The sequence below is a fragment of the Gemmatimonas sp. genome, from assembly GCF_041689975.1.
Lineage (GTDB): Bacteria > Gemmatimonadota > Gemmatimonadetes > Gemmatimonadales > Gemmatimonadaceae > Gemmatimonas.
Map to the genome: position 1 here is coordinate 1 of NZ_JBDNFF010000109.1, position 24,137 is coordinate 24,137.

General features: G+C 64.5%; 22 protein-coding genes and 2 tRNA genes. 23 read left to right on the forward strand and 1 reads right to left on the reverse strand.

From position 1 onward, the window contains the following. The first annotated feature begins 59 nt into the window (after positions 1 to 59). The 10 genes from ACESNG_RS07325 (at position 60) to ACESNG_RS07370 (ending at position 12,908) form a co-directional block, all read left to right on the forward strand. A complete protein-coding gene (locus tag ACESNG_RS07325; RefSeq protein WP_373064395.1) occupies positions 60 to 1,694 on the forward strand; it encodes an acyl-CoA carboxylase subunit beta in 1,635 nt (544 codons plus the stop codon). Beyond that, positions 1,694 to 3,064, forward strand: a complete 1,371-nt coding sequence (locus tag ACESNG_RS07330) for an acyclic terpene utilization AtuA family protein (protein WP_373064393.1) — start codon at positions 1,694 to 1,696, stop codon at positions 3,062 to 3,064. The genes ACESNG_RS07325 and ACESNG_RS07330 overlap by 1 nt, the downstream gene beginning before the upstream one ends. A gap of 5 nt (positions 3,065 to 3,069) precedes the next feature. Next, entirely contained in the window at positions 3,070 to 3,423 is a 354-nt protein-coding gene (locus ACESNG_RS07335) for a hypothetical protein (RefSeq protein WP_373064391.1), read from the forward strand. Positions 3,424 to 3,831: 408 nt separating this feature from the next. Continuing rightward, positions 3,832 to 6,342: a DUF3656 domain-containing protein gene (locus ACESNG_RS07340; protein WP_373064389.1), complete on the forward strand. Its 2,511-nt coding sequence runs from the start codon at positions 3,832 to 3,834 to the stop codon at positions 6,340 to 6,342. Positions 6,343 to 6,548: 206 nt separating this feature from the next. Beyond that, positions 6,549 to 8,342: an ATP-dependent DNA helicase RecQ gene (locus tag ACESNG_RS07345; protein ID WP_373064387.1), complete on the forward strand. Its 1,794-nt coding sequence runs from the start codon at positions 6,549 to 6,551 to the stop codon at positions 8,340 to 8,342. A gap of 14 nt (positions 8,343 to 8,356) precedes the next feature. Continuing rightward, on the forward strand, positions 8,357 to 9,574 hold the full coding sequence (locus tag ACESNG_RS07350) for an acyl-CoA dehydrogenase family protein (protein ID WP_373064385.1): 1,218 nt from the start codon (positions 8,357 to 8,359) through the stop codon (positions 9,572 to 9,574). Positions 9,575 to 10,046: 472 nt separating this feature from the next. Beyond that, on the forward strand, positions 10,047 to 11,618 hold the full coding sequence (locus ACESNG_RS07355; RefSeq protein WP_373064383.1) for a ribonuclease E/G: 1,572 nt from the start codon (positions 10,047 to 10,049) through the stop codon (positions 11,616 to 11,618). Positions 11,619 to 11,747: 129 nt separating this feature from the next. Further along, positions 11,748 to 12,065, forward strand: coding sequence for a 50S ribosomal protein L21 (rplU, locus tag ACESNG_RS07360; protein ID WP_373064381.1), 318 nt, complete (start codon positions 11,748 to 11,750; stop codon positions 12,063 to 12,065). Between the two features lie 50 nt (positions 12,066 to 12,115). Beyond that, positions 12,116 to 12,409, forward strand: a complete 294-nt coding sequence (gene rpmA / locus ACESNG_RS07365) for a 50S ribosomal protein L27 (RefSeq protein WP_373064379.1) — start codon at positions 12,116 to 12,118, stop codon at positions 12,407 to 12,409. Between the two features lie 133 nt (positions 12,410 to 12,542). Beyond that, positions 12,543 to 12,908, forward strand: a complete 366-nt coding sequence (locus ACESNG_RS07370; RefSeq protein ID WP_373064377.1) for a hypothetical protein — start codon at positions 12,543 to 12,545, stop codon at positions 12,906 to 12,908. 15 nt (positions 12,909 to 12,923) lie between these two features. Here ACESNG_RS07370 and ACESNG_RS07375 read toward each other — a convergent pair whose 3' ends face one another. Then, on the reverse strand, positions 12,924 to 13,625 hold the full coding sequence (locus ACESNG_RS07375; RefSeq protein WP_373064375.1) for a glycerophosphodiester phosphodiesterase: 702 nt from the start codon (positions 13,623 to 13,625) through the stop codon (positions 12,924 to 12,926). Between the two features lie 143 nt (positions 13,626 to 13,768). On the opposite strand from ACESNG_RS07375, the gene ACESNG_RS07380 reads away from it, so the two are divergent. From ACESNG_RS07380 to dnaB, 13 genes are all read left to right on the forward strand, one after another. Then, positions 13,769 to 14,323, forward strand: a complete 555-nt coding sequence (locus ACESNG_RS07380; protein ID WP_373064373.1) for an RNA polymerase sigma factor — start codon at positions 13,769 to 13,771, stop codon at positions 14,321 to 14,323. Next, the gene (locus ACESNG_RS07385) at positions 14,316 to 15,026 is read left to right on the forward strand and encodes a zf-HC2 domain-containing protein (RefSeq protein ID WP_373064371.1); all 711 of its coding nucleotides are present in this window, start codon (positions 14,316 to 14,318) and stop codon (positions 15,024 to 15,026) included. Before ACESNG_RS07380 ends, ACESNG_RS07385 begins: the two co-directional genes overlap by 8 nt. Continuing rightward, entirely contained in the window at positions 15,023 to 15,625 is a 603-nt protein-coding gene (locus ACESNG_RS07390; RefSeq protein WP_373064369.1) for a Spy/CpxP family protein refolding chaperone, read from the forward strand. Before ACESNG_RS07385 ends, ACESNG_RS07390 begins: the two co-directional genes overlap by 4 nt. A gap of 78 nt (positions 15,626 to 15,703) precedes the next feature. Further along, positions 15,704 to 15,787: transfer RNA gene (locus ACESNG_RS07395), tRNA-Leu, on the forward strand. Positions 15,788 to 15,908: 121 nt separating this feature from the next. Next, positions 15,909 to 15,980, forward strand: a tRNA-Asn gene (locus ACESNG_RS07400). Between the two features lie 182 nt (positions 15,981 to 16,162). After that, a complete protein-coding gene (locus ACESNG_RS07405) occupies positions 16,163 to 17,644 on the forward strand; it encodes a leucyl aminopeptidase (RefSeq protein WP_373060750.1) in 1,482 nt (493 codons plus the stop codon). Positions 17,645 to 17,661: 17 nt separating this feature from the next. Beyond that, positions 17,662 to 19,578, forward strand: a complete 1,917-nt coding sequence (locus ACESNG_RS07410; protein WP_373060751.1) for a TonB-dependent receptor plug domain-containing protein — start codon at positions 17,662 to 17,664, stop codon at positions 19,576 to 19,578. A 43-nt stretch (positions 19,579 to 19,621) separates the two neighbouring features. Then, on the forward strand, positions 19,622 to 20,497 hold the full coding sequence (locus tag ACESNG_RS07415; RefSeq protein WP_373060752.1) for a YicC/YloC family endoribonuclease: 876 nt from the start codon (positions 19,622 to 19,624) through the stop codon (positions 20,495 to 20,497). Beyond that, on the forward strand, positions 20,494 to 21,141 hold the full coding sequence (gmk, locus tag ACESNG_RS07420) for a guanylate kinase (RefSeq protein WP_373060753.1): 648 nt from the start codon (positions 20,494 to 20,496) through the stop codon (positions 21,139 to 21,141). Before ACESNG_RS07415 ends, gmk begins: the two co-directional genes overlap by 4 nt. Before the next feature lie 3 nt (positions 21,142 to 21,144). Then, on the forward strand, positions 21,145 to 21,351 hold the full coding sequence (locus ACESNG_RS07425) for a DNA-directed RNA polymerase subunit omega (protein ID WP_373060754.1): 207 nt from the start codon (positions 21,145 to 21,147) through the stop codon (positions 21,349 to 21,351). A gap of 91 nt (positions 21,352 to 21,442) precedes the next feature. Further along, positions 21,443 to 21,577 carry a hypothetical protein gene (locus ACESNG_RS07430; protein ID WP_373060755.1) on the forward strand — a complete coding sequence of 45 codons (135 nt, stop codon included), beginning with the start codon at positions 21,443 to 21,445 and terminating at the stop codon, positions 21,575 to 21,577. After that, the gene (locus tag ACESNG_RS07435; protein ID WP_373068403.1) at positions 21,567 to 22,640 is read left to right on the forward strand and encodes a uracil-DNA glycosylase family protein; all 1,074 of its coding nucleotides are present in this window, start codon (positions 21,567 to 21,569) and stop codon (positions 22,638 to 22,640) included. Before ACESNG_RS07430 ends, ACESNG_RS07435 begins: the two co-directional genes overlap by 11 nt. Then, entirely contained in the window at positions 22,637 to 24,133 is a 1,497-nt protein-coding gene (gene dnaB, locus ACESNG_RS07440) for a replicative DNA helicase (protein ID WP_373068405.1), read from the forward strand. The genes ACESNG_RS07435 and dnaB overlap by 4 nt, the downstream gene beginning before the upstream one ends. Positions 24,134 to 24,137 lie beyond the last annotated feature (4 nt).

The window sequence follows — 24,137 nt, forward strand, 5'->3', positions numbered from 1 at the left end:
ACGCAGGACCTCGTGGACTACATCCGCGACTGGTTCGCGTCCCGTCAACAACAAGACGCGTGAGCGGGCGGCTTCGCCGGCTCGCTGACGACGTTCGCGCGCTGGAAGCCCGCCTCCGACTCGGGGGCGGACCGGACAAGATCGAGAAGCAGCACAAGCAGGGAAAACTGACCGCACGCGAGCGAGTGGCGCGCCTTGCTGACCCGGGAACGCCGTTCCTCGAGATCGGCCTGCTCGTGGCCTATGATCGCTACGAGGGTCAGGCGCCGGGAGCCGGTGTGATCACCGGTATTGCGATCGTCGACGGTCGTGAAGTCGTCGTCGTCGCTAATGATGCGACGGTGAAAGCCGGGTCGTGGTGGCCCGAGACGATCACGAAGATCCTGCGCGCGCAGGAAGTCGCCATGCGCTGCCGCATCCCGATCATCTACCTCGTCGACTCTGCTGGTGTGAACCTGCCGTACCAAGGCGGCGTGTTTCCCGGTCAGTTCGGAGCGGCACGCATTTTTTACTACAACTCGATCATGCGTCGCTATCTGCGTATTCCGCAGTTCTCGGCCGTGATGGGACAGTGTGTCGCCGGCGGTGCCTACCTGCCGGCGTTGAGCGATGTGATCTTGATGGTGAAGGGCACGTCGTTCATGGGTTTGGGCGGCCCGAATCTCGTGAAGGGCGCCACGGGACAGACGGTGGATGGCGAGACGTTGGGCGGCGCGATTACGCATACCGAAATTTCGGGCGTGGCGCATTACGCGCTCGACGACGACGCGCAGTGCCTCGACAAATTGCGTGAGCTCGTGGCGCGGTTGCCGCAGCCCTGCCGCGCGGTGCCCGCGCCCTATCGACCGCCGGCGGTGCCGCCGTCGGCGTTGTACGACGTGTTACCTGCCGACCATCGCATGTCGTACGACATGCATGCAGTGCTCAAGGCGGTGCTCGATGACGGTGTCATCGATGAGTTCCAGCAGAATCTCGCGAAGGAGATGATCTGCGGTGATGCGCGTATCGAAGGCATTCCCGTGGGCATCGTGGCCAATCAGCGTGGCCTCATCAAGGGTCGCGCCGGCGAGCGTCCGCGCTTTGGCGGAATCATCTATGCCGAGAGCGCGGAAAAGGTCGCGTACTTCATCGAGCGATGCGATCGTCAGGGATTACCCATCGTGTTCGTGCAGGACGTGTCGGGGTTCATGGTTGGTCCCGACGCCGAACATGAGGGTATCATCCGTGCTGGTGCGCGGTTTGTGGAAGCGATGGCGTGCGCCCGTGTGCCGAAGATCGTCCTCACCGTCAACCACGCGAGTGGCGCCGGCTATTACGCCATGGCCGGGCAGGGCTTCGACCCCGACTTCATCCTCAGCTGGCCAACCGGCCGCATGGCGGTGATGGAAGGGGAAGCGGCCATCGGCGCGGTGCATGGTCCGTCGCTCGATGCGGCCAGGAAGGCCGGCGTCGATCCGTCGCCCGAAGTTCTCGAGTCTGCTGCCCAGATGCGCGCCGATTATGACACGCAGCTCGACGCCCGCTACGCCGCCGCGCGCGGCTTTGTCGACGCGATCTGCTATCCCGAAGACACCCGCACGATGCTGGCGCTTGCGCTGCGTGCGGCGGCCCAGAATCCGGGTCCGCATCTCGGTGCCTTCGTTCTACCCCCGATGCCGACCTACGGCGCGCCGGTTCCCGGCACGGAGTACTGATGTCCGATTCATCGCGCGTGGTGCGCGTAGCCAGCGGTCAGGGTTTCTGGGGCGACTGGCTCGAAGCGCCACGTCGCCAGGTTGAAGGTGGTCAGGTGGACTACCTGATGCTCGACTACCTCGCCGAAGTCACGATGTCCATTCTGCAAAAGCAGAAGGAACGCGATCCCCGCATGGGCTACGCGCGCGACTTCATCGGTGCGATGGAGAGCGTCTTCCCGGCCGTCGCCGAACGCGGCGTCAAGGTGATCGCCAATGCCGGCGGTGTGAATCCGGTGGCATGCGCTGAAGCCCTGCTCGAGGCGGCCTCCACGCACGGCGTGCGGGGAAAGATCCGCATCGGCGTGGTGACGGGCGATGACATTCTCGCGCGGCTCGACGATCTGATGGCTGCCGGCCATGCACTCGAGAACATGGACACCGGCGAGCCGCTATCCACGATTCGCGATCGTGTCATGTCGGCGAACGCGTACATCGGTTCTGATCCGATCGTCGAAGCGCTCGCCTGCGGCGCCAACGTCGTCGTGATCGGCCGAAGCACGGACACCGCCCTCACCATGGCGCCACTCCGTCATGAATTCGGGTGGGCGGCGGATGACTGGAACAAGATGGCCTCGGGTATCATCGCCGGGCACATTCTGGAGTGCGGCGCGCAGTCATCGGGCGGCAACTGCATGCACGAATGGCGCACCATTCCCGACCTGGCGAACGTCGGATACCCGATCGCTGAAGCGTCTGAGGACGGTACGTTCGTGATCACGAAACACGAGGGCACCGGTGGTCGCGTGAACGTGCCGAGTGTCTCCGAACAACTGGTGTATGAAATGGGCGATCCGCACGCCTACATCACGCCCGACGTGGTTGCCGACTTCACCAGCATTCAGCTCGCGCCGGACGGTGACAATCGCGTGCGCGTGCATGGAATCACCGGGGGGCCGCCGACGCCGTTCCTGAAGGTCTCCATCGCCTATCGCGCTGGCTACAAGGCAGTGGGATCGCTCGTGTACTCGTGGCCCGACGCCATGGAAAAGGCGCAGATGGCGGATCGTATCCTCCGCGAGCGCCTCGACAATCTCGGTCTCACGTTCGACGAGGTGCTCACGGAGTTTATCGGCGCCACGGCGACGCACGGATCGCTGGCAGGCGACGGCCATGACGCGCCCGAAGTGATGTTCCGTATCGGGGTCCGTGGGGAAGATCGCGCTGCCGTGGAGCGGTTCACGCGCGAGATCGTGCCGCTGGTGCTGAACGGCCCGCCGAGTGTCACCGGTTTCGCCGGTGGTCGCCCCAAGGTAGAGGAGATCGTGGCGTATTGGCCTGCGCTGCTCGACAAGCGAGCCGTGTCCACCGCCGTCAGCATCATGGAGTAACGGCCATGCACATTCGCTTGCTCGATATTGCACACGCCCGCAGCGGCGACAAAGGCGACACGGCCAACGTCGGCGTAATCGCGCTCAAGCCGGAGTGGTATCCGGTGCTCGTAGCCTACGTGACGCGCGATCGCGTCGCGCAGCACTTCGCCGGTCAGGTCAAAGGCGGCGTGGATCGCTTCGAACTGCCCAACCTCTTTGCGCTCAATTTTCTGCTGCATGGGGCGCTCGACGGCGGCGGCACGCTGTCGCTCAAGACCGACGCGCAGGGCAAGGTCTATTCGACCGCGCTCTTGCGCATGGTGATCGACGTACCCGACGCGGAGGCCCTCGCAGCAGGGCTTCCGCCGTTCGCATGATTGCCCTGCGCTTGGCTCTGATCGGTGCCGGTGTCATGGCGTTCATCGTCGCGCTGCGCACCGGAACCGAGTGGGTCCGCTGGGTCGGGATTGCGTGCTTGGCCGGGGCCCTGGTGATTCGGCTTGTGGAGCGACTCAAGAGGCCACGGTAGCAAGCGTGTGATATCTCACGGGAAGCTGTTTGGTGGGCAACGCGTGTGGGGCGGGCGGGAGTGCTGGGCCGAGAGGTGACGATTGGGCAACCTTGGGCTGCGAGATCGCATCGAACAGAATCCAGCAGCGGTGATTGCCTGTGCGGCGACCCCCGTCCGACACGGTACTTCCGCCGGCCGCCCATTCGTTCCTCACCCAACAGCTTCCGGTGCGAAGTGACTCGGTTGCCACCGTGGCCCTCGTTAGGTTTCAGGGATGTCTCGCCACCCCGTCCCTGAACTCCTCGCCCCGGCCGGCACCCTCGACGCCGTTCGGGCGGCGGTCGCCAATGGCGCCAACGCCGTCTATCTGGGCGCGTCGATGTACAACGCCCGCGATGAAGGCGCCCAGCTCTCCCTGGATGAACTGGCACAGGCCTGCGCCATAGCGCACGCCCGTGGTGCCCGCGTGTACCTCACCTTCAACGTGCTCATCAAGCCCGAGGAGCTGGCGGAAGCGCTCGCGTATCTGGGGGAGTGTGTGGATCGCGGGATTGATGCGGCGATTGTGCAGGACCTCGGTGTCGTACAGCTCATTCAGCGTGTGTATCCGCAGCTCGAGGTCCACGGCTCGACGCAGATGACGGTGCACGATGCCGCCGGCGCGCGCGTCATGCAGCGTCTCGGCGTGGAGCGCGTGGTACTGGCGCGCGAGAACACGATCGACGACATCCGGGCGATCCGCGAAGCGGTACCGGAACTCGGTCTCGAGACCTTTGTCCACGGCGCGCTGTGCATCTCGTACTCCGGACAGTGCTTCATGTCCGGCATGATCAGCGAGCGCTCGGCCAATCGCGGATCGTGTGCACAGTCGTGTCGCAAGGACTACACGCTGACCGACGTATCGACCGGGGCCACGCTCGACACCGGGTACCTGATCTCGGCGAAGGATCTCGCGGCACACGATCACCTCGAGCAACTCGCCGAACTCGGAATCGGCTGCCTGAAGGTCGAAGGGCGCAAGAAGAAGCCGGAGTACGTCGCCACCGTCACGAAGGCCTATCGTGGATGGCTCGACGCACTGGCACGCGGCGAACGCGGACTGGCGCCGTCGATCGAAGAGATCGAACCGCTCGTGCAGATTTTCAGTCGTGGCAACACCGGCGGGATGTTAGCGGGGCGTGAAGGTCGCGAGTACATCACACGTACGCAGCCGGACAATCGTGGACTGCCCATTGGAACGGTCGTGGGCCACGAGGGCAGCGACCTCATCGTCGAAACCACCCATGCAGTGACGGTCGGCGATGGGCTCGGTTTCGAGTCACCCGGGCCGACGTCGTCCGCCACGATGGGTGGTACGGTTCAGACGGTGCGCAGCGTGTGGACGCGGAACGGTACGTATCGACAGGTCGTCGGTATCCGGGTCAGCAATATTCGGTCGCTCGTGCCCGACGGATGGCGCGTGGTGCGCACCAGTGATGTCACGTTGTTGCGTCAGGCGCAGGAATCGTTCGCGAGTGTGGTCGTTCCGGAGCGGGTCGGCGCGCTGCGTCTCGACGTACGCGTGTTCGGACACAGCGGTGGTCCGCTCAAGACGATCTGGACTTCCGGTGACATGGAGGTCACGGTGCGCGGCGACGTGCCGCTCAGTGTCGCCAGCAAGCGTGCGCTCGACGTGCCGCAGTTGCGCGAGCAACTGGGGCGCCTCGGCGGTACGGCTTTCAAGCTGGGGTCCGTCGACGTCGCGGGGCTCACCGACGGACTGTTCCTACCCGTGAGCGAACTGAATCGTATTCGGCAGGACGCGGTCGCGCAGCTCGACGAGCAACTCGGCTGGGCGCGTCAGAGTGACCTCGCAGTGCGCGCAGCGCGCATCGCCGAGGTGGTCGCCACGGTTGCGTCGTCGGTGTCGTCTGCGGTAACGGATGCGTCGTTTGCGCTGCGCGCCATCGTGTGTGATATCGACACGGCGCGTGAGGCCGCAGCCGGTGGCGCCACGGAAATCGTGCTCGATCCGTTCCTGCGCCAGCCGCCGCCGCCGCTGGCGCGCGTGAATGCCCTGCGGGAAGAACTCGCGGCCGCTGGCGTCTCGCTGCGGCTGCGCACACCGACGATTGTACGGCCAGAGGAGCGCAGGCGCCTCGACAAGTGGCTCGCGCTCGATCTCCCGTTGCTCTCTGGCCACCTGGGTTTGCTCGCGGAGTTCGGTGGGGCAGGGCGTGATGTGATCGCGGATTACGCGACGAACGTGTTCAACCAGCACACGGCGCAATTGCTGTTCGAACTTGGAGCATCGCGACTGGTCGCGTCGATCGAGCTCACGACCGAAGAACTCGGGCAGCTCACCGATCCGTGGCGGGGACGCAATTTTGATGTCCTCGTGTACGGTCGAACCGAAGGCATGACGATCGAACATTGCGTGCTCTCGGCGGCGTTCGATCGCAAGCCGACGACCTGCCGCGATCTCTGTGTGCAAAAGCACACGAACGTGACGTTGACCGATCCGGCCGGTTATACCTTCGCGGTCGCGACCGACTCGGCGTGCCGGAACCGGCTGCTGCATTCCCGCCCGCTCGACGGCTCCGAGTATCTGCCCGACCTGTGGGCGCAGGGCGTTCGCGGTTATCAGATGGTTTTCAACGTGCCCGGTGATCCGGTGCAACTGATCGTTCGATCGTACCGTACCATGCTCGACTCGCTGGCCGGCAATGTGCTCCCGGAGCTGACGGCGACGCGTCGTCTGCTCAACGGCGCGTTTACCCGCGGCCATTTCGCGCGAGCGGTTTAGATCGATGCGGTAACAGCTTTCCAGGCTGGTCGGACGGGACGGGGCGCATTCAAAGTCGTCAGCGCTCTGTTTTGGCTGTTCGTGGTGTACAAGTTGTACGACACAAACAAGCCTATCCCGACCGACGTCAAGTCGTCGGCGGTGGTGCGATTATGCGCGCGTCGTTTCGATGACGCGCGCGGGCTTGGGTACAGCTACCGTGCGGCATGCCGCTCGCACGCACGACATCCGCCGGTTACGGCACGTTGGAACACGCCCGCGCCACGCTGCGAAACACGTTTGGCTATCCGGATTTCCGGCCGTCGCAGATCCGGGCGGTGCAGGCAGTGCTCTCCGGCCGTGACTCGCTGGTCGTGCTCCCGACCGGCGGTGGCAAGTCGCTCTGCTTTCAGGTGCCCGCGCTGATTCGCGAAGGGCTCACGGTGGTGATCTCGCCGCTCATCTCGCTGATGAAGGACCAGGTCGACGCGCTGCAGCGCAAAGGCGTGTCGGCCGCGTTCATCAACAGCACGCTCAGCGTGGGTGACGTAGCCGATCGTATGGCCCGTGCTCGCGACGGCTCGCTCAAGATGCTCTACTTGGCGCCAGAGCGCGTGGAGGCCGGTCGCACGCTACAACAGCTGGTCGAGATCGGCGTGTGCCTGCTGGCGGTCGACGAAGCACACTGCATCAGCGAGTGGGGACACGATTTTCGACCAAGCTATCGGCGGATCGGTCTGATTCGTGAACGACTCGGTACACCGCAAACCGTGGCACTCACCGCGACCGCCACGCCCGACGTCCGACTGGATATCGTGCGTCAACTGGCGCTGCGTGATGCCGAAGTGGTCGTGGCCGGCTTTGATCGCACCAACCTCACGTACTACGTCACGCCAGCGCGTTCGCAGCCCGACAAAGACAAGACGGCCATCACGTTGCTGCGTGCCGCAGGCGGTCCGGCCATCGTGTATGCGCCGACGCGCAAAGCAGTAGAGCGTATTGCGTCCGTGCTGGTGCGCGGGGGTATCAGGGCGGTGGCCTATCACGCCGGTCTTGACGACGCGCTGCGTCAGCGCGCACAGGATGCGTTCATGCAAGAGCGCGCACGCGTGATCGTGGCGACGAGCGCGTTCGGCATGGGCATCGACAAGCCTGATGTCCGACTGGTCGTTCATCATGCGATGCCCGGATCGCTCGAGGCGTACTATCAGGAGGCCGGTCGCGCCGGTCGCGACGGGAAGCACAGTACCTGCGTGTTGTTGCATGCGTACCCCGATCGCTTCACGCACGAGTTCTTCATCGGGAGCGCACATCCCGCCCGCCCCACGGTCGAACGGGTATGGAAGTTGCTGCGATCGCAGTCCAACCGCGACGGATTCGTCGCGCTCACGGTCGATGCACTCTCTCAGCGCTTGCCGCCGGCGGTGGGCGAGCGCACGGTCAGTGCGGCGCTTCGCGTGCTGATAGCCGCCGGCGCTTGTTCCGCCGAGGCGGCTACTTCGGGTCGCGTCTCGGTCCGTCTGCTGGCGGCACCCGATCGCATCGTCGGAGAGCTGACCGGTGATCGAGCATTCGATCGGGAGGTCCTGCGGGCCCTGTGGCGTGCCGTCGGTAAAAGCCTGGAGCTCGGTGCCTCGATCGATCTCGACGGGCTGCCGCCGGGACTCGGAGGGTCGAAGGGACTCGTCCCTGTTTTGAAGCGGCTGGAGGCGCAGCAATTCGTTACATGGGTACAGATTGGCGGTGGCATACGGCTCGATCTTCGCGCGCGCGACACGAAATGGCTGCCGGTTGACTGGGCAGCGATCGATCGACGGCGAAAATCCGACATGAGCCGACTCGATGCCATGCAGCGATATGCGCAGACGCGCCATTGCCGTAGAGCGTTCGTCCTGCGCTATTTCGGAGACCCCGAAGTGCACTCACAGTGCGCTGCCTGCGATCGTTGCCTCGGCACCACTGAAGTCCTTCCACCGGCTGATACGAAGCAGTCCGTTCGTACCCGGTCCCGCCCGCTCTGACCTCGACGTCTTCCATGGACGATAGTCTTTATTTCAACGAGCAGCATCTCGCCGTGCGTGACTTGGTCCGCAGTTTTGCGCGAGAGCAGGTTGCCCCCGTCGCGTCTCAACACGATGAGAACTCCACGTTCCCTTGGGTGAATGTGAAGGCGATGGGAGAACTCGGACTCCTCGGTATTCCGTGGTCCGAGGATGTCGGTGGCGCTGGCTTTGATACGATCAGCTTCATGATCGCGATCGAAGAACTGGCGAAAGTGTGTGCCTCGCACTCCATCACCATCAGCGCGCACACCACTCTCGGTACGTCGCCCATCATCAGCTTCGGGACCAAGTCGCAGATCGAGGCGTACGTGCCGCTCCTGGCCAGTGGCAAGGTGCTGGGTGGTTTCGGACTCACCGAAGAGAGCGCCGGCAGCGACGCCGGCGGTACGCGCACCACAGCCGAAAAGAAAAACGGCTACTATCTCCTGAACGGTTCCAAACGGTTCATCACACACGCCGGTGTCGGCGAAGTGTTTGTCGTGACCGCCGTCACCGATCCCTCCAAGGGCACGAAGGGTATCTCGTCGTTCATCCTGAACAAGGAGAGCTGCGACCTCGACCAGTGCCGCATGCTGGGTGTCGGCCACGACGATTCCCTGAAGCCGATGAAGGGCTTCACGTCGGGCAAGAAGGAGAACAAGTTGGGATGGCGCGCGTCGGACACACGCGAGCTGTTGTTCGACAACGTCGAAGTGCCGGCCGAGAATCTGTTGGGCACCGAGGGCCTGGGCTTCATCAACTTCATGAAAACGCTCGACGCCGGTCGGATCGGCATCGCGGCGCTGTCGATCGGTATTGCGCAGGGGGCGCTCGAGGAGTCGCTCAAATATGCGTCCGTCCGCAAGCAGTTCGGCGCGGCGATCGCATCGTTCCAGGGCATCCAGTTCCAGCTGTCCGACATGGCCACCGAAATTGAAGCGGGCCGTCATCTGGTGTATCACGCCGCGTGGTTGTCTCAACAGGGGAAGCCGTTCGGCAAGGAAGCTGCGATGGCCAAGCTGTTCTGCTCGGAGCTCGCCATGCGAGCCACGATCAAGGCCATTCAGATCCATGGCGGGTACGGCTACACGAAGGACTACCCGGTGGAGCGCTATATGCGCGACGCCAAGATCTGCGAGATCGGCGAAGGGACCAGCGAGATCCAGCGCATGGTCATCGCGAGGCACCTCCTGAAGGGCCTGATGGAGTGAGTCGCTAGGACGGACCGCCATGGATGTATTGCGGGAGACGTTCGGTCTCGTTTACTCTTCCTTGGTAACCCGTTCTTGCAGGACCCCGCAGTTTCCGTAGCCGTCGCTTCCGGCGCCGGCGGCCCGTGCGACTCACGGGCCGTTTGCGTTTGTGGCGGGGGCGGATTGGCGCCAGCGTGCAGCCATCCGACGCCCTCCACACGTCCCACCGCACGACACGCCCTGTGTGTCGATCGCGGGTCATCGCGTTTTTCCTGAGGCCTGCGCCTCCCGCCGCTACCGAAGCGCGGGACGGTCCGCGGTTTTCAGGCGCGACTCGCCCGTCCGATCGGTCGTGCTGGTTGGGGGAGCCCCGTGACGTCGTCCGTGTCGCCGTCTTCTGGCGCGCTCGGGCAGTCCCTGTTTGATCACCGTGTTCGTCGCCGCATCGGTCCAGTGGAGTCGCCACCGCCGGGGCGCGCGGCACGTCAGAATGAAGCGAGAGATCCTGGTGAACGCGACGCCGCGCGAGACGCGCGTCGCCATTCTCGAGGACGGTCAGTTGGTGGAGTTGCTGGTGGATCGGCCCGATGCCCGTCGCATGGTTGGTGACGTGTATCTCGGGAAGGTCGAAGCCGTGCTCCCCGGAATACAGGCCGCCTTCGTGAACATCGGCACCGAAAAGTCCGCGTTCCTGCACGCCGCCGATGTGGTGGTCGAGGATGCGCCGGTGGCCGACGATGAAGACGACGACGAGGACGACGCGGGAGACGATGCCAGCGGCGGCAGTGCCGGCGGCGGTCGTCGCGGGCGCCGTGAAGTCCGCCCGATTCAGGACCTCCTGAAACGCGGCCAGGACATCCTCGTGCAGATCACCAAGGAACCCATCTCCACGAAAGGACCTCGCGTTACCGCGCAGGTCTCGCTCGCCGGCCGGTTTCTGGTTTACATGCCCTTTGCGTCGAAAGTCGGCGTCAGCCGCAAAATCGACGAGCGCTCAGAGCGACAGCGCCTTCGGGCGATGGTCTCCGAAATGCTCCCCGACGATGTCGGTGGCGTAATCATCCGTACGGTTTCGGAAGACGCGACGAAGGAAGTGTTCGAGCGCGAGCTGAACACGCTCATCAACAACTGGAAGCGAATCAAGCGGAAAACGCAGTTCACGCGCGCGCCGGCTCTGGTGCATCGTGAGACGAACGTTACGCGCGGCCTCGTGCGCGACCTTTTCAGTGCGAAAGTCGAGGGCGTCACCGTCGACTCCCGTCAGGTCTTCAACGAGATCACGGAGTACCTGACCGGCATCGCGCCCGAGCTCGTCGAGCGCGTGAAGCTGTACGAGGACATCGTGCCATTGTTCGACAAGGCGGACATCGAGACAGAGATCCGCGATCTCTTCAAGCGGCGTTGCGAGCTGCCGAGCGGCGGCTATCTGATTATCGAGCCGACGGAGGCGCTCGTCTCGATCGACGTCAATTCAGGTCGCTACACGGGCAAGCGTGACCCCGAGAAGACGGTGTTCAAGACAAACACCGAGGCGGCGCGTGAAATCGCGCGTCAGCTCCGGTTGCGCGACGTCGGCGGCATCATCGTGTGCGATTTCATCGACATGGAAACGCAGGCGAATCGTGACAAGGTGATCAATGAGTTGCGCACGCATTTGGGTCGTGATCGCGCCCGCACCAAGGCCCATGCCGTGTCGGACCTGGGGCTGGTCGAGATGACGCGGCAGCGCGTGCGGCAGAGCCATTGGCAGAGCATGACCGAGTCGTGCCCGACCTGTAGCGGCACCGGCCGCGTGTTCACGCCGGAAACGATCGTCCGGCGCACCGAGCGGGCCGTGCGCCGCATGTCGGCCGAGGGACGCCGGGAGCCGGTGATCCTCCGGCTCCATCCGGAGGTGGCGCTGCACGTGCTGGAGCAGGAACACGACTTCGTGAAGCGCCTCGAGAAATTGGCAGGATTCCCGCTGGAGCTGCGAGACGATCCGCTGCTCCGTCCGGACGAAATCAAGCTGGTCATGCGTGGCGCCCAACGGGATGTCACGCAGCAGTACGCCTTGGCCTGAAACAGGCCGGAAACCCAGGTCCCCACAAGCGCCTGAGGCTGGTCTCCGGCGCTTGACAGCTAAAGCGAAGCCGGATAAGCTTTAAGGCTACGTTTGAAGCCTGCAGAATACGATTCAACAGATAGAGCCATGAGCTACGCGATCATTCGCACCGGCGGCAAGCAGTTCCGTGCCGAGCCGGGCAAGTCCCTTAGGATCCCTTCGCTGGCGGGCGATGCCGGCACGGCCGTCGAGTTCAACGACGTCCTTATCGGCAACGTCGGCACCGGAGTCCGCATGGGCGTGCCCACGCTCAGCGGTGCCAAGGTCACCGGCGAGATCGTGAAGCACGGCCTCGACGATAAGATCATTGTCTTCAAGTTCAAGCGCCGTAAAAACTATGCCCGTAAGCAGGGTCATCGGCAGAAGTTTACGGAAGTTCGCATTAACGAAATCACCCTCGGCTGATCGCCGGCGGCGCGCCTCACTGGCGCGCCTCCTTTTTCGGAGTAAGAGCAATGGCACATAAGAAAGGCGTCGGCTCATCACGCAACGGTCGCGATTCGAATCCGAAGTTTCGCGGCATCAAGAAATACGGCGGTGAGTTCGTAACGGCTGGCAACATCATCGCGCGTCAGTGCGGTACAAAGTGGCATCCCGGCAGCAATGTCGGCATGGGCACGGACTACACGATTTATTCGCTGGTCGATGGCGTTGTGCAGTTCCAGCACCACAACAAGAAGAAGTACAAGATCAGCGTGCTTCCCGTCGAGTTCGTCGAAGTGACGGCCGAGGAAACGGTCGAGGTCTAAGCCTCACCGCGCGATCGTTCTGTCCAGGAAGCCTCCGCCGCGCGCGGGGGCTTCTTGCGTTCCGGCACGTAACTTCCAGATACTTGGCGCCGTATGTTCTTGGCATCACTCACACTTTGCGGAGAAGCGCGCCATGGCGATCTGGGACAAGGTCAAAGAGGGGATCGATAAGGCTGGCAAGGCGGCGCAGGATGTCTTCGACGAGGGCAAGCTCCGCCTCGACGCCTACAGGGCCCGTGAACAGGCCGACAAGGCTGCGGAAGCGCTCGGCTACGCCGTGTTCCGTGCGGCCGATGCCGGCGGCGATCTAGCGGCGGACGCGCGTGACCGACTCATGGCGGCGTTGCGCGCACAAGATGAAGAGGCGCGCCGGATGGAGACGGAGCTCGCCGCCGCTCGCGCTGCCAACGGCACCATGGAACCACCCCACGCGGCCGGCAGTGCGGTACCTACTGCACCCGTGCAGCAGTCCGCGCCGCCGACCGATTCGGTCAGCTGAGTTTGCTCCTAGACTTCAAGCCGGATAAAACGCCGCGCGCATCGTGGCCGGCACGTCGGTGCAAAGTCCGTCCACGCCCCATGCGGCCAAGTGGCGCGCTCGCACCGGATCGTTCTCGGTCCAAGCAATCACTTTCGCGCCTCGTTCGTGGGCCGCAATCACCAGCGCTTCGTCGATCAGCGCCGTGTACTGCCAGAGCGCGTCCGGCGCGGTCGGCCGAAGCATGCCGGCCGGTTCGATACAATACGAGTCCGAGAGGAAACCGATGGCGGTTCCCGGGCGAAGTGCCCGGACCGCCGCGGGAATGCGATGGTCGAAGGAGTGCACCGCCGCGCGCACCGTGGGGTGTCGGTCGAGCAGGGCGGCGACGGCCGCTTCGATGTGAGGTGCCTTGACCTCCACATACACCGTGGCCTGGGTGCCGACCAGTTCGAACACGTCGTCGAGCAGCGGAACCGGATGTTCGCCGCGCAGCCGCACAGCGCGCAGCTCGGTCAGGGTGAGCTCACGGATGGCCGCCATCCCTCCGGCGCCGTCACCAGGTTCCAGCTGAAGTATCGCGTCGTGATGCACCACCAGATGGCCGTCGGCCGACCCGTGCACGTCCAGCTCGATCCCGTCCACGTGCTGCTCCAAGGCGCGCGCAAAGGCGGCAAGGGTATTCTCGTGGCACTCGCGTGACGAGCCGCGATGCGCGATGATAACTGGTATGTGCATGTCTGCGCTCCGCGCCACGTGATTGCTCCAGCCTCGACCAAGCTTGTAGTGGCTATCAAGCTGCGGTTCCGGGCCGCTTCGAGTCAATTCCGGGGCAGATCCTTAACGATACGCGCTCGGCGTCGTCAAATAAGGCTGAGCGTATGATCCATGCCGAACAAACCGATGACGCGTCAGTCGATGGCGCCCTCATCATACAGTGGATGGCGGGTGACGAGCGGGCCGCCACGGCGATAGTCGAGCGGCACGCCGGCGCCCTGGCGCGATTTGCCGTCCGGTTGGGCGTCGAAGAGGATGTCGACGAGTTGGTGCAGGACACGTTTATCCGGGCGTTTTCGGCGCTCGGGTCGTTCCGTTCGGACAGTTCGCTGCGGACGTGGCTGTTCACCATTGAACGCCGTCTGGTCATCGACCGGCGTCGATCAACGGCCAGACGGGGACGCGAAGTCGAGGTCGACGATGCGCGCGCTGCCACCGAGTACGATGCGCTCGATGCCTTGGTGGCGGACGAAGCCGCGCAACGGATGACATCGGCGATCGGTCGATTGACGCGCATGCAGCGTGAGGTCTTCACGCTGCGTGTACAGGAAGGGCGGAGTTACAAGGAGATCGCGGAGATCCTCGAGAGTTCTGAGGGCGCCGCCCGGGTGCACTACCACAACGCGATGCGAGCGGTGAAGGAGTTTCTCGATGACTGAGTGCCGGACACCGGAGATGCAGGACCTGTTGCCCGACTATGTGTCGGCGTCGCTCGATACGACAGCCGCTGCGCTGGTTAAGCAACACCTGTCGATCTGCGACCCGTGTCGCGACGACATCGCCGTGTTGCGCCTGGCGCGCGCGGTGCGTCCGAAGGCCGTGACGCTCAACGTCGCGCTGATCGTGGCCAACCTGCCGCGTCCCACGCCGGTGCTGCGGCTCGTCCGCTCCTCGACTAAGGCCACGCCGATCGCGGCGGCGTCCGCGATGGCGTCGAGCACCACGGTATCCCGTCCGCGTCGGCGTTGGTCGGCATCCGTGTGGCAAGTGGCCGCGGCCGTCGGGGTGATGATCGTCGGCGGCACCTCGCTCATCGTGTCGCGCAGCAGTCCGAACAGCCTCACGAGCGCCCGTTCCCGCGAGGCGCAGTTGGCGGAGGCCGCCGAGAGTGCCTTGGTGCAAACAACGGGAGCGGCCGGTACCATCCCATCCGCGACCGTCGCTCGACTCGATTCTTCGACGAGCATCGGCAGCACGACTCGCGTGTCACGTGTCTCGGTGTCGTACGGCGATCTCGGGGACTATTCGGAGGCCGAGCTGCAGCACATGCTCGATCGCCTCGAGAAGTGGGATGGCACAAGCTCCTCGGAGCCGCTGCCGACGTTGCCTGTGGTCTCGACGTCCGGAGGGTCCGCCAAATGATCATGTCTGGAATCCGACGGCTGGTAGCCGCAGCGCTGGTCATGGCGGTTGGCTCGCCGATCGTAGCTGTCGCGCAGGGTACTCCCCCGCGCTTCCCGCCGCACGCGAATGAGCGGCAAGGCGCGCCTCGCAGGTACGATCAGCAGCGCGAGGCACTCGAACAGCGCTTTAAAGATCGTATCGACGCCATCGTCGCGCAGCGTCTCCGTCTTACCGACGAGCAACAGGCCAAGTTGCGTGATGTGGCGTCACGCACGGAGGAGTCGCGCCGAGTGCTGCGACGCGAGGAGTTCGTGTTGCGGACGTCGCTGCGCGATGAGATGGAGGCCGGTGACAAGGCCAATGAAGCGAAGGTGGGCGAGCTGCTCGAACAGATGCCTCGCCTCGAACGCCGGAAGCTCGAACTGATGGAATCCGAGCAGCGCGATCTGGCGAAGTTCCTTTCGCCGACGCAGCGTGCGCGCTATTTCGGGCTTCAGGACGAACTGCGTCGCGGCATGCATGATTTGCAGCGTCGGCGGATGGGTATGGACGATTCGACCGTCGCTCCCACGGATAGCCGTGGTTCCCAGCGACGCGGGCCACCGCCGCCGATGTGAGTGGGCACCCCAGACTCGGCACCCCCGTGGCGTCGCTTTCGCCAACCGTTTACACTTGTCTGACGAGGGTTGGTGTGGGCCTAGATGGCGGAACTGGCAGACGCAGGGGACTCAAAATCCCCCACTCGCAAGGGTTTCCGGGTTCGACCCCCGGTCTGGGCATGTTGGTAAAGCAGCTGACGAGTTTACAGGATTCTTCGCCCGGTTCGCACAACGCGGATGGTTTGTGGCGAGTAGGTCGCGATGTTGGAACGAAGATGGGCGGTCGCAAGAGGGCCGCTGATGGGGTGTAGCTCAATGGCAGAGCACTCGACTGTTAATCGAGCGGTTGTAGGTTCGACTCCTACCGCCCCAGTTGTCGCAACACCGAACGCCCGGTCGTCCGCAAGGACGATCGGGCGTTCGGTGTTTCCGGAGCGGTAAGTCGCGGCGTCGCCGCGCGCCTCGCTTGCCGCGCCCGGCCGTCGCTGTCTAGCTTCCGCTTCTGCGATCCGCGAACGCGCGTTATCGCCATCCCCTTCTGCGCCGATCGCGTCCATGTCCTTTTCGCTCCAGCTCAGTCACGCTGCCCCCGCCTCGGTGAATTCGCCGTTGCTGGCGATCCTTTTGCCTCAGGACCCGTCGCTCGACGCTGCGCTGCGCGCCGTCGACATGCCATTGGCCGGTGCGATCCAGCGGTCGATCGCCCGCCGCGACTTCCGTGGCGGCCGGGACGAGACGATGCTGTTCGTTGGTGGCGATACGGGCGCTCAGCGCGTGCTGCTCGTTGGTCGTGGATCGGCTCCGCTCACGCGAGCGGTTGCACGTCGTGCGGCGGCGATCGCCGCACGACAGGCGGGCAAGCTGGGCACCGGCGCGATGCACATCGTGCTGCCCGGTGCCGACGCCGATGCCATCGAAGGAGTCGCCCTTGGCGCCGCGGCCGGTAGTTGGGCGTATCCCGATCTGCAGACCCCGCCTCCCGAGAAGGACCGCCGGGCGCGTCTGGAGGCGGTCACGGTGCTCGGTAGCGACACGGATGCAGTGCGTGCCGGCTTTGCGGCCGGAGCCGCGATCTCGCAAGGGCAAGCGATTGCCAAGCGATTGGGGATGATGCCCGGCAACGTCTGTACGCCCGAGACGTTCGTCGAAGTCGGACGCGAGATTGCCGCGCGGCACGGCATGACGATCACGGTGCTGGGTCGCGCCGAGATGGAGCAGGAGAAGATGGGCTCGTTCCTGTGCGTGGCGCAGGGAACCCCCGAGGAGCCGCGACTGGTGGCACTCGAGTATCGGGGCGGGACGTCGGAGCAGCAGCCCGTAGTCCTGATCGGCAAGGGCCTCTGCTTCGACACTGGCGGCATCTCGATCAAGCCGGCGCCGGAGATGGAGTGGATGAAGTACGACATGGCCGGTGCGGGCGGCGTGATGGGCGCGATGGAAGCCATCGGACGTCTCAAGCTTCCCATCAACGTGGTCGGCATCATCGGGTCCACTACGAACATGCCCTCGGGCACGGCCGTGAAGCCGGGGGACGTCGTACGGGCGTCGAACGGCAAGACCATCGAAATCATCAACACCGATGCCGAAGGCCGTCTCGTGCTGGCCGATCTGCTGGTGTTCGCCAAGCGTTTCAATCCCGCGATCGCTATCGACGCGGCGACACTCACCGGTGCCATCGTGATCGGCCTCGGCGCGCACGCCGTCGGTGTCTTCGGCGCCGACAAGGCGGCGGTCGACGAAGTGCTGGCCGCAGGTTCTGCCGCGGGCGAACCGGGATGGCCCCTTCCGCTGTGGGACGAGTACAAGGAGCAGATCAAATCCGATGTGGCCGACCTGAAGAACACGGGCGGTCGCGCGGCGGGCTCCATCACCGCTGCTCTTTTCCTGCAGGAATTCGTGGACGGTTATCCTTGGGTGCATCTCGACGTCGCCGGTACGGCCTATTCGCAGGTCGATCTGGGCTGGATTCCGAAGGGACCGACGGGCACACCCGTGGGCACCTTCGTCGAAATCGTACGGGCGCGCGCGCGTCGGTGATTCGCGCCGTTCGGCTTATGGTCGCCAGCCTGCTGGCGGCCATCGCGGTGACTTCGCGCGCGTCGGCGCAGGTTCGTCCGGACAGCGTGCGGAAGGATACCGTGCGGGTGTCGGTACCCGTTCCGCCCCCGCTCGGATCGGACACGCTGCCCAAGCGTACGATTGCCACCGATTCGGCCGTCTTCGCGCGCGAGGTCGCGCGCTCCGACAGCATCAGGCGCGCGATCGCGGGTGATACGATCAAGGCGCCCCTCGCGCGGTTCGAGCGACCGGATGATTTCGAATCGACGCCTCGACTTCGTTTTTCGCGCGAGGAGATTCTTTCGTCGGGTGCCCTGAACCTCGCGGACTTGCTCGATCGTGTGCCGGGCGTCACGACGTATCGCAGTGGATGGATCGCCGGCGTCCATGCCGCCTCGTTCGCCGGAGATACGCGCCGACTACGCCTGTTCGTCGATGGCGTGGAAATGGACGCGATCGAGCCGCGCAATGGAGGCGCTCTCGATCTCACCGATGTGCAGCTGTGGACGCTCGACGAATTGGTGGTGGAGCGGGCGGCCGGTGAGGTGCGCGTCTGGATGCGCACGTGGACCGTGGAGCGCACCACGCCGTACACCCGATTCGACATCTTCACGGGTGACCTGAACACCAACGCGTTCCGCGGTCTCTTCGCGCGCCGCTGGCGCAACGGGGTCCTGCTGCAGCTTGGTGGGCAGCAGATGGCCACCCAGAGCGGCCGTGTGAATGCGTTCTCCGGCGCCGAGAGTTCAACGGGTCGCGGTGATGGCACGGTGCAGGGCTTCATGACCCGCATCGGATGGTCGAATCGTCGTATCAGTGTGGATCTGTTCGCAAACTCCACGGGGCGTGAACGTGATCCGCACACCGCGCGCGAAGGCTTCATCGACCTGCTGGCATACAAAGGCTCGCGTCGTGATGCGTATCTGCGCCTTGGATACGGCGATACCCTGCGCGGATTCTGGTCGCAGGCGATCGTCGGCGTCGTGCGCACGCGGTTGGAAGGCGTTGGCGATCCGACCGCACCGGCAGACACCGCGGTTGTCGTAGAGACCGACACAATCCGCGGTCGCACGCAGCAAATAGTGGCGGCCGGCTATCGCACGGCGCGCTGGTCGGTGTCGATGACGGATCGTGTGCGGCCGATCGACGGGACGGCCTTTCATGCACCGGCCGTGCGCGGACGCTACGGCGGATCGCGCTATGCGATCGGGGCATTCGCCGAACAGAATGGAGCCGACTCCACGCGTCGTGTCGATCTCTCCGCCCGTGCGCAGCCGTTCTCGTGGCTGATTCTCACAGGCGCTCAGAGCACCCGCACGCCGGATTCGGCGACCGGTCGCGATGGCGGCAGCACGTTGCGGGCTGAGGCGGCATTCAGAGTGGGCCGACTCTGGCTTGGCGGCGGCGTCATCCGCGATGGCGCTACCAATTTCGCGTCCCCCGTCATTCTCGGCACACCTGCAGCGCTCCTGCCGTCGGTTAGTGCGCAAGGCGTTCTCGTGTCGGCGACGGGACGGCTGTACAAGGACGTGCGCGTGGACGTCCAGGCCATCCAGTGGGATGGTTCGCAGTACAATCGCCCGGAGTTGCACGTACGCACGGAGATCGCGCTGATCAGCGACTGGCGCCGTCGATTCCCGCGTGGTGAGTTCTCGATCAACGCGCGCATCTGGCATGAGTTGCGCAACGGTGTGCCATTCTTCTACGGCAACGCGACGGGCACCGGCGCGCCTGATGTGCGCATCACCGAGCGGGCCAATGTCGTCATCGGGTTGCTCGAACTCCGCATTCAGCGCGCCACGCTTTTCTATCAATATCGCAACCTGACTGGCGGTGCGTATGAGCAGATACGCGGCATCACGATGCCACCGGCCGTGCAAATGTACGGCGTGCGCTGGGAGTTCTGGAACTGATGCGGTTGACGCACTCTGACGTTCGCGTTTCATTGCCCATCGCATGATTCGTTCAATGACGGGCTTCGGCCAGGCGGAAGGCACGGTCGGCACCTCTCGGGTGCTGGTCGAAGTGCGCACGGTCAACCATCGGTTCTTCTCGCCGAGTATCAAGTTGCCGGGTGCGTACGGGCGCTGGGAGACCGAGGTGCGCGAGGCGATGCGGCTCAAGGTCAGTCGTGGCCACGTGACCCTGACGGCTCGCAGCGAGCGGCTGGCCACGCAGGCCATCGCCATCGACGACGAGCGCTTCGCAGCCGTCGTCGCGCAGTTACGCGAGTTGCACGATCGGCATGGTCTCTCCGGCGGTGTGGATCTCGCCACGGTGCTGCGTATGCCCGATGTCATGTCGGCTCCCCGCGAGGACGAGGACACCGGCACCGTGGCCGACCTGATCGCCATCGTGGAGCGTGCGCTCGATCACCTCGGGCGCGCTCGGGCCGAAGAGGGTGCGCGCCTCGCCACGGTCTTGCGTGAGCGCCTGGACATGGTGGACGGGGCCCTCCAGCGGATCGCGCTTCGCGCACCCGAGCGCCTGCTGGCGCAGCGCGATCGTCTGCGGGCGGCCGTCCGGGAGCTGACCGATGGGCTGGCGGTGGACGAAATGCGCCTGGCTCAGGAAATCGCGATTCTGGCCGATCGGATGGACGTCAGCGAGGAGCTCGATCGGTTCCGGTCGCATGTTGCCGCTTTTCACAGCGTCTTGGCGGATGCCGGCGGGGAACCGGTGGGCAAGCGTTTGGGCTTTCTCCTTCAGGAAATGCTCCGGGAGGCAAATACCACCGGCAGCAAAGCGGCTGACGCCGCCATCCTTCTTGACGTGGTCGGCGTGAAGGAAGAGTTGGAACGCATCCGGGAGCAGGTCGAGAACCTCGAGTGAGCCCATTTCCGGTCATCCTGTCCGCTCCCTCCGGGGGTGGAAAAACCACGATTGCGCGTCGCGTGCTGGAGCGGCGGGCCGATGTGGGTTATTCTGTTAGTTGTACCACGCGTTCTCCTCGGGATGGTGAGGTGGATGGGCGCGATTATCGATTTCTCAGTCTCGAAGTGTTTTCTGCCGCGCGTGACGCGGGACAGTTCGCCGAGTGGGCTGAGGTGCACGGCAATTTCTACGGAACGATGCGATCCGCGATTCAGCGCGTGCTGAACGACGGACAGCACGTCCTGATGGACATCGACGTGCAGGGGGCACGACAGTTCCATGTCGCGTTTCCCGATACCGTGCTGATTTTTGTTCTGCCGCCATCGGGCGAGGTGCTGATGTCCCGGCTCTCGGCGCGGAAGAGTGAGAATCGCGAACGGTTGCTCGTCCGGCTGCGCAACGCCCGCGCGGAGTTGGGAGAAGTGGGACGCTACCACTACGTGGTCGTGAACGACGATCTCGAGCGCGCGGTGGATCAGGTGACGGCTATTATCGATGCGGAAGGACTGCGGCACGACCGGGTACACGAGGTCGAGGCACAGGTCGAGGCGCTCATCGCGCAGCTCGAAGAGGAAATCCACGTTTTCAGCAAGGGCGACTGACGCATGCAGGTTTTTACTCCGTCCGACGTGTCGAAGCACGCGGCCAACAAGTATCTGAGCGTGCTGATCGCGGCCAAGTTCGCGCGCGTGCTCAACGAATTCCCCCGTGATCGCTCGGCCCACGAGAAGAAGCTCACCACGCGCGCGCTCGAAGAGCTTGCCCATGGTGAGATCGAGTACCGCGTCGTGCCGCGCCGCCGTCCGGCCTGAAGTCACGCCGTTTGCTGGACCCCGCGCCGCGCCGTGACGATCGTCCCGGCGCGGCGCCTTTTCTCCCCCCTCAGCGCCTTCGCCTGCTCCTGTGCGTCCTTTCGACCGTCAGCGCATTCTGCTCGGGGTCACCGGCGGCATCGCGTCCTACAAGGCCGCGTGGCTGGCGTCATCCGTGACGGTTGTCCACGCTGATCGCGTCGAGGTGCTTCTTCATGGACGCTAAGGATCGTCTTCGCCTCTATCTCGAGCAGCGTCGTGAGCTTGGCGAATCTGAGCTCGTGCTCGATAGTCTTTCCATCGAAGACGTGATGAAGATGGTCGGCGCGAAGCCGACCGCGCCGAAAGCGAGTCATGCGCCCGCGCCGCCCCTCGAAGGGCCAATGACGCCGAGCGACGTGTCGTCGGTGCCTTTGGCGCCGCCGCCGGAGCCTGGCGTTCGATTCGATCGCGGCGCAACGACCGACTGGCGTGAGGCGCTGCGTACCGCCGGCGCGACGCGGCCAAGCGATACGTCGCCGCCGCCTGAGTCAGTGCCGACGGTAACTGCCGCCGGTGCCGCGAAGCCAGCCGCTGCCCCCGTCGCCAGCGCGGTAACAGATGCGCCAGTGAAGGATCTGCCGGCGTGGCTGTCCGCGCTCGATCTCCCGCTCGGGATCGAGGCGGGCTGGTCGCGTGTCATCGACGCCGCGCCGGATGTCGCGAGTCTTCCCACACTCGAGCAGATCGCCGAACACGCGGCCGGCTGCACACGGTGTGCGTTGTTCGCGTCCGCGAAGCATCCCGTGCCAGGCGAAGGCAATCCGTCGGCCGAACTGCTTTGTGTGGGTGATGCGCCTGGGGTCAATGAGGACGAGCAGGGGCGGCCATTTGTCGGTGAGTCCGGCGAGTTGCTGACTAGGATTCTCGGCGCGATTCAGTTGTCGCGCGAAGATGTCTTCATTTGCGACGTGCTCAAGCATCGCCCGCCGGGGAATCGCGATCCGTTACCGGAAGAAGTGGTCGCGTGCCAGCCCTACCTGCTACGTCAGATCGAGCTTGTGCGGCCCCGTGTCATTCTCGCGCTCGGCCGCATTGCGGCGCAGGCGTTGCTCCAGACCACGACGGGCATCGGTGCCTTGCGTGGTCGCATACACCGATTCCACGGCGTGCCGCTCATCGTGACGTATCATCCGGCGGCGTTACTGAACAACGAAGCGTGGAAGCGTCCTACCTGGGAAGATGTGAAGCTCGCCCGTCGCATTCTCGATGCATCGCGTTCCGCCAGCGCGGACACTACCGCACCATGACCAGTCTCGTCGTTCCCAACGCTGCCGCACCGGCCACGCGCGATCCGTTCAAAGAACGTCGGCCACCGTGGTCCGAGGAGGCCGAGCAGGCGGTACTCGGTGCCATGTTGCTCGACGCTGATGCCGTCATGCGCGCCGCGGAGCATGTCGACGACACGATGTTCTACCGTGAGGGGCATCGCCGTCTGTTCCGCGCCATGATTTCGATCGCCGAGCGCGGCGGCGTCATCGATCCGCTCACGCTGGCCGACGAACTCGAACGACGCGGGGAGCTCGAGCATGCGGGTGGCCGCGAGTACCTGGGGTTCCTGCTCGATGCGGTGCCGACAGTCGCGAACGTGGAGTATCACGCGCGCATCGTGAAGGAGCGCGCACTGTTGCGCCGCCTCATCGAAGTGTCCACCGAAATCGTGTCCGAGGCGTTCGAGGGACGCACGGCCGCGTCGGATCTGCTCGACTCGGCGGAGTCGCGCATTTTTTCGCTGTCGCAAACGCGGGAGCGCACCGGCTTCTCGCGTATAAAGGAACTGCTCTGGCCGGCGATGGAGAAGCTGGAGCTGCTCGCGCAGCGCGAAGCGGCGATTACGGGTGTGCCCAGCGGGTTCCACGAACTCGATTTCCTGACGTCGGGCTTTCAGCCGGCGGATCTCGTGATCGTGGCCGCGCGTCCGTCCATGGGCAAGACCGCGTTCACGCTCAACATTGCGCAGCATGCGGCCATCACGGCCAAGGTGCCGGTCGCGTTCTTCTCGCTCGAAATGAGCAAAGAGTCGCTGGTGCAGCGCATGCTCGCGTCGGAAGCGCTCATCGATGCCCAGGCGCTGCGTAAGGGCGGTAGGGCTCTCGACGAATCGATGCCACGTTTGGCGCAGGCCGCTGGTATCCTGAGCCATGCGCCCATCTTCATCGACGACACGCCCGGCATCACGCTGCTCGACATGCGCGCCAAAGCCCGTCGGCTCAAGTCCGAACACGATCTCGGACTCATCATCGTCGACTACCTGCAGCTCATGACGGGACCCACTGGCGTCGAAAATCGACAGCAGGAAGTCTCGCAGATCTCGCGGGGCCTCAAGGCGCTGGCGAAGGAGCTGGGCGTGCCGGTCGTGGCGCTTTCACAGCTCTCGCGTGCGCCGGAACAACGGACCGGCGACGACAAGGGACGCCCGCAGCTGAGCGACCTTCGCGAATCGGGCGCCATTGAGCAGGACGCCGATGTGATCATGTTCATCTTCCGACAGGAAGTGTACGCCGAACGAGATGAGAACGGCCGTCTTAAGGACCCGGATCTCGAGGGACGTGCGGAGATCATCATCGGGAAGCAACGAAATGGTCCAATCGGTAGCGCCCGGTTGTACTTCCACAAGCAGTACACGCGTTTCGACAACTTCTCGGCCCGCCAGGCTCCGAATGATTTCGGCGGGCCCAAGTCGGATTTCGGCGGACCGAAGCTGGTGAAGGGTGCCGACGATTTCGGCGGAACGCCGTTCTGAGCTC

What these genes read in the sequence shown, in the direction of transcription:
- ACESNG_RS07405 (WP_373060750.1), top strand. Translation starts at nt 16,163, where the DNA reads ATGTCCTTTTCGCTCCAGCTCAGTCACGCTGCCCCCGCCTCGGTGAAT.
- ACESNG_RS07345 (WP_373064387.1), top strand. Translation starts at nt 6,549, where the DNA reads ATGCCGCTCGCACGCACGACATCCGCCGGTTACGGCACGTTGGAACAC.
- ACESNG_RS07350 (WP_373064385.1), top strand. Translation starts at nt 8,357, where the DNA reads ATGGACGATAGTCTTTATTTCAACGAGCAGCATCTCGCCGTGCGTGAC.
- ACESNG_RS07415 (WP_373060752.1), top strand. Translation starts at nt 19,622, where the DNA reads ATGATTCGTTCAATGACGGGCTTCGGCCAGGCGGAAGGCACGGTCGGC.
- rpmA (WP_373064379.1), top strand. Translation starts at nt 12,116, where the DNA reads ATGGCACATAAGAAAGGCGTCGGCTCATCACGCAACGGTCGCGATTCG.
- rplU (WP_373064381.1), top strand. Translation starts at nt 11,748, where the DNA reads ATGAGCTACGCGATCATTCGCACCGGCGGCAAGCAGTTCCGTGCCGAG.
- ACESNG_RS07335 (WP_373064391.1), top strand. Translation starts at nt 3,070, where the DNA reads ATGCACATTCGCTTGCTCGATATTGCACACGCCCGCAGCGGCGACAAA.
- ACESNG_RS07390 (WP_373064369.1), top strand. Translation starts at nt 15,023, where the DNA reads ATGATCATGTCTGGAATCCGACGGCTGGTAGCCGCAGCGCTGGTCATG.
- ACESNG_RS07380 (WP_373064373.1), top strand. Translation starts at nt 13,769, where the DNA reads ATGATCCATGCCGAACAAACCGATGACGCGTCAGTCGATGGCGCCCTC.
- ACESNG_RS07385 (WP_373064371.1), top strand. Translation starts at nt 14,316, where the DNA reads ATGACTGAGTGCCGGACACCGGAGATGCAGGACCTGTTGCCCGACTAT.
- ACESNG_RS07340 (WP_373064389.1), top strand. Translation starts at nt 3,832, where the DNA reads ATGTCTCGCCACCCCGTCCCTGAACTCCTCGCCCCGGCCGGCACCCTC.
- ACESNG_RS07435 (WP_373068403.1), top strand. Translation starts at nt 21,567, where the DNA reads ATGGACGCTAAGGATCGTCTTCGCCTCTATCTCGAGCAGCGTCGTGAG.
- dnaB (WP_373068405.1), top strand. Translation starts at nt 22,637, where the DNA reads ATGACCAGTCTCGTCGTTCCCAACGCTGCCGCACCGGCCACGCGCGAT.
- ACESNG_RS07410 (WP_373060751.1), top strand. Translation starts at nt 17,662, where the DNA reads ATGGTCGCCAGCCTGCTGGCGGCCATCGCGGTGACTTCGCGCGCGTCG.
- ACESNG_RS07355 (WP_373064383.1), top strand. Translation starts at nt 10,047, where the DNA reads ATGAAGCGAGAGATCCTGGTGAACGCGACGCCGCGCGAGACGCGCGTC.
- ACESNG_RS07370 (WP_373064377.1), top strand. Translation starts at nt 12,543, where the DNA reads ATGGCGATCTGGGACAAGGTCAAAGAGGGGATCGATAAGGCTGGCAAG.
- ACESNG_RS07425 (WP_373060754.1), top strand. Translation starts at nt 21,145, where the DNA reads ATGCAGGTTTTTACTCCGTCCGACGTGTCGAAGCACGCGGCCAACAAG.
- ACESNG_RS07375 (WP_373064375.1), bottom strand. Translation starts at nt 13,625, where the DNA reads ATGCACATACCAGTTATCATCGCGCATCGCGGCTCGTCACGCGAGTGC.
- ACESNG_RS07330 (WP_373064393.1), top strand. Translation starts at nt 1,694, where the DNA reads ATGTCCGATTCATCGCGCGTGGTGCGCGTAGCCAGCGGTCAGGGTTTC.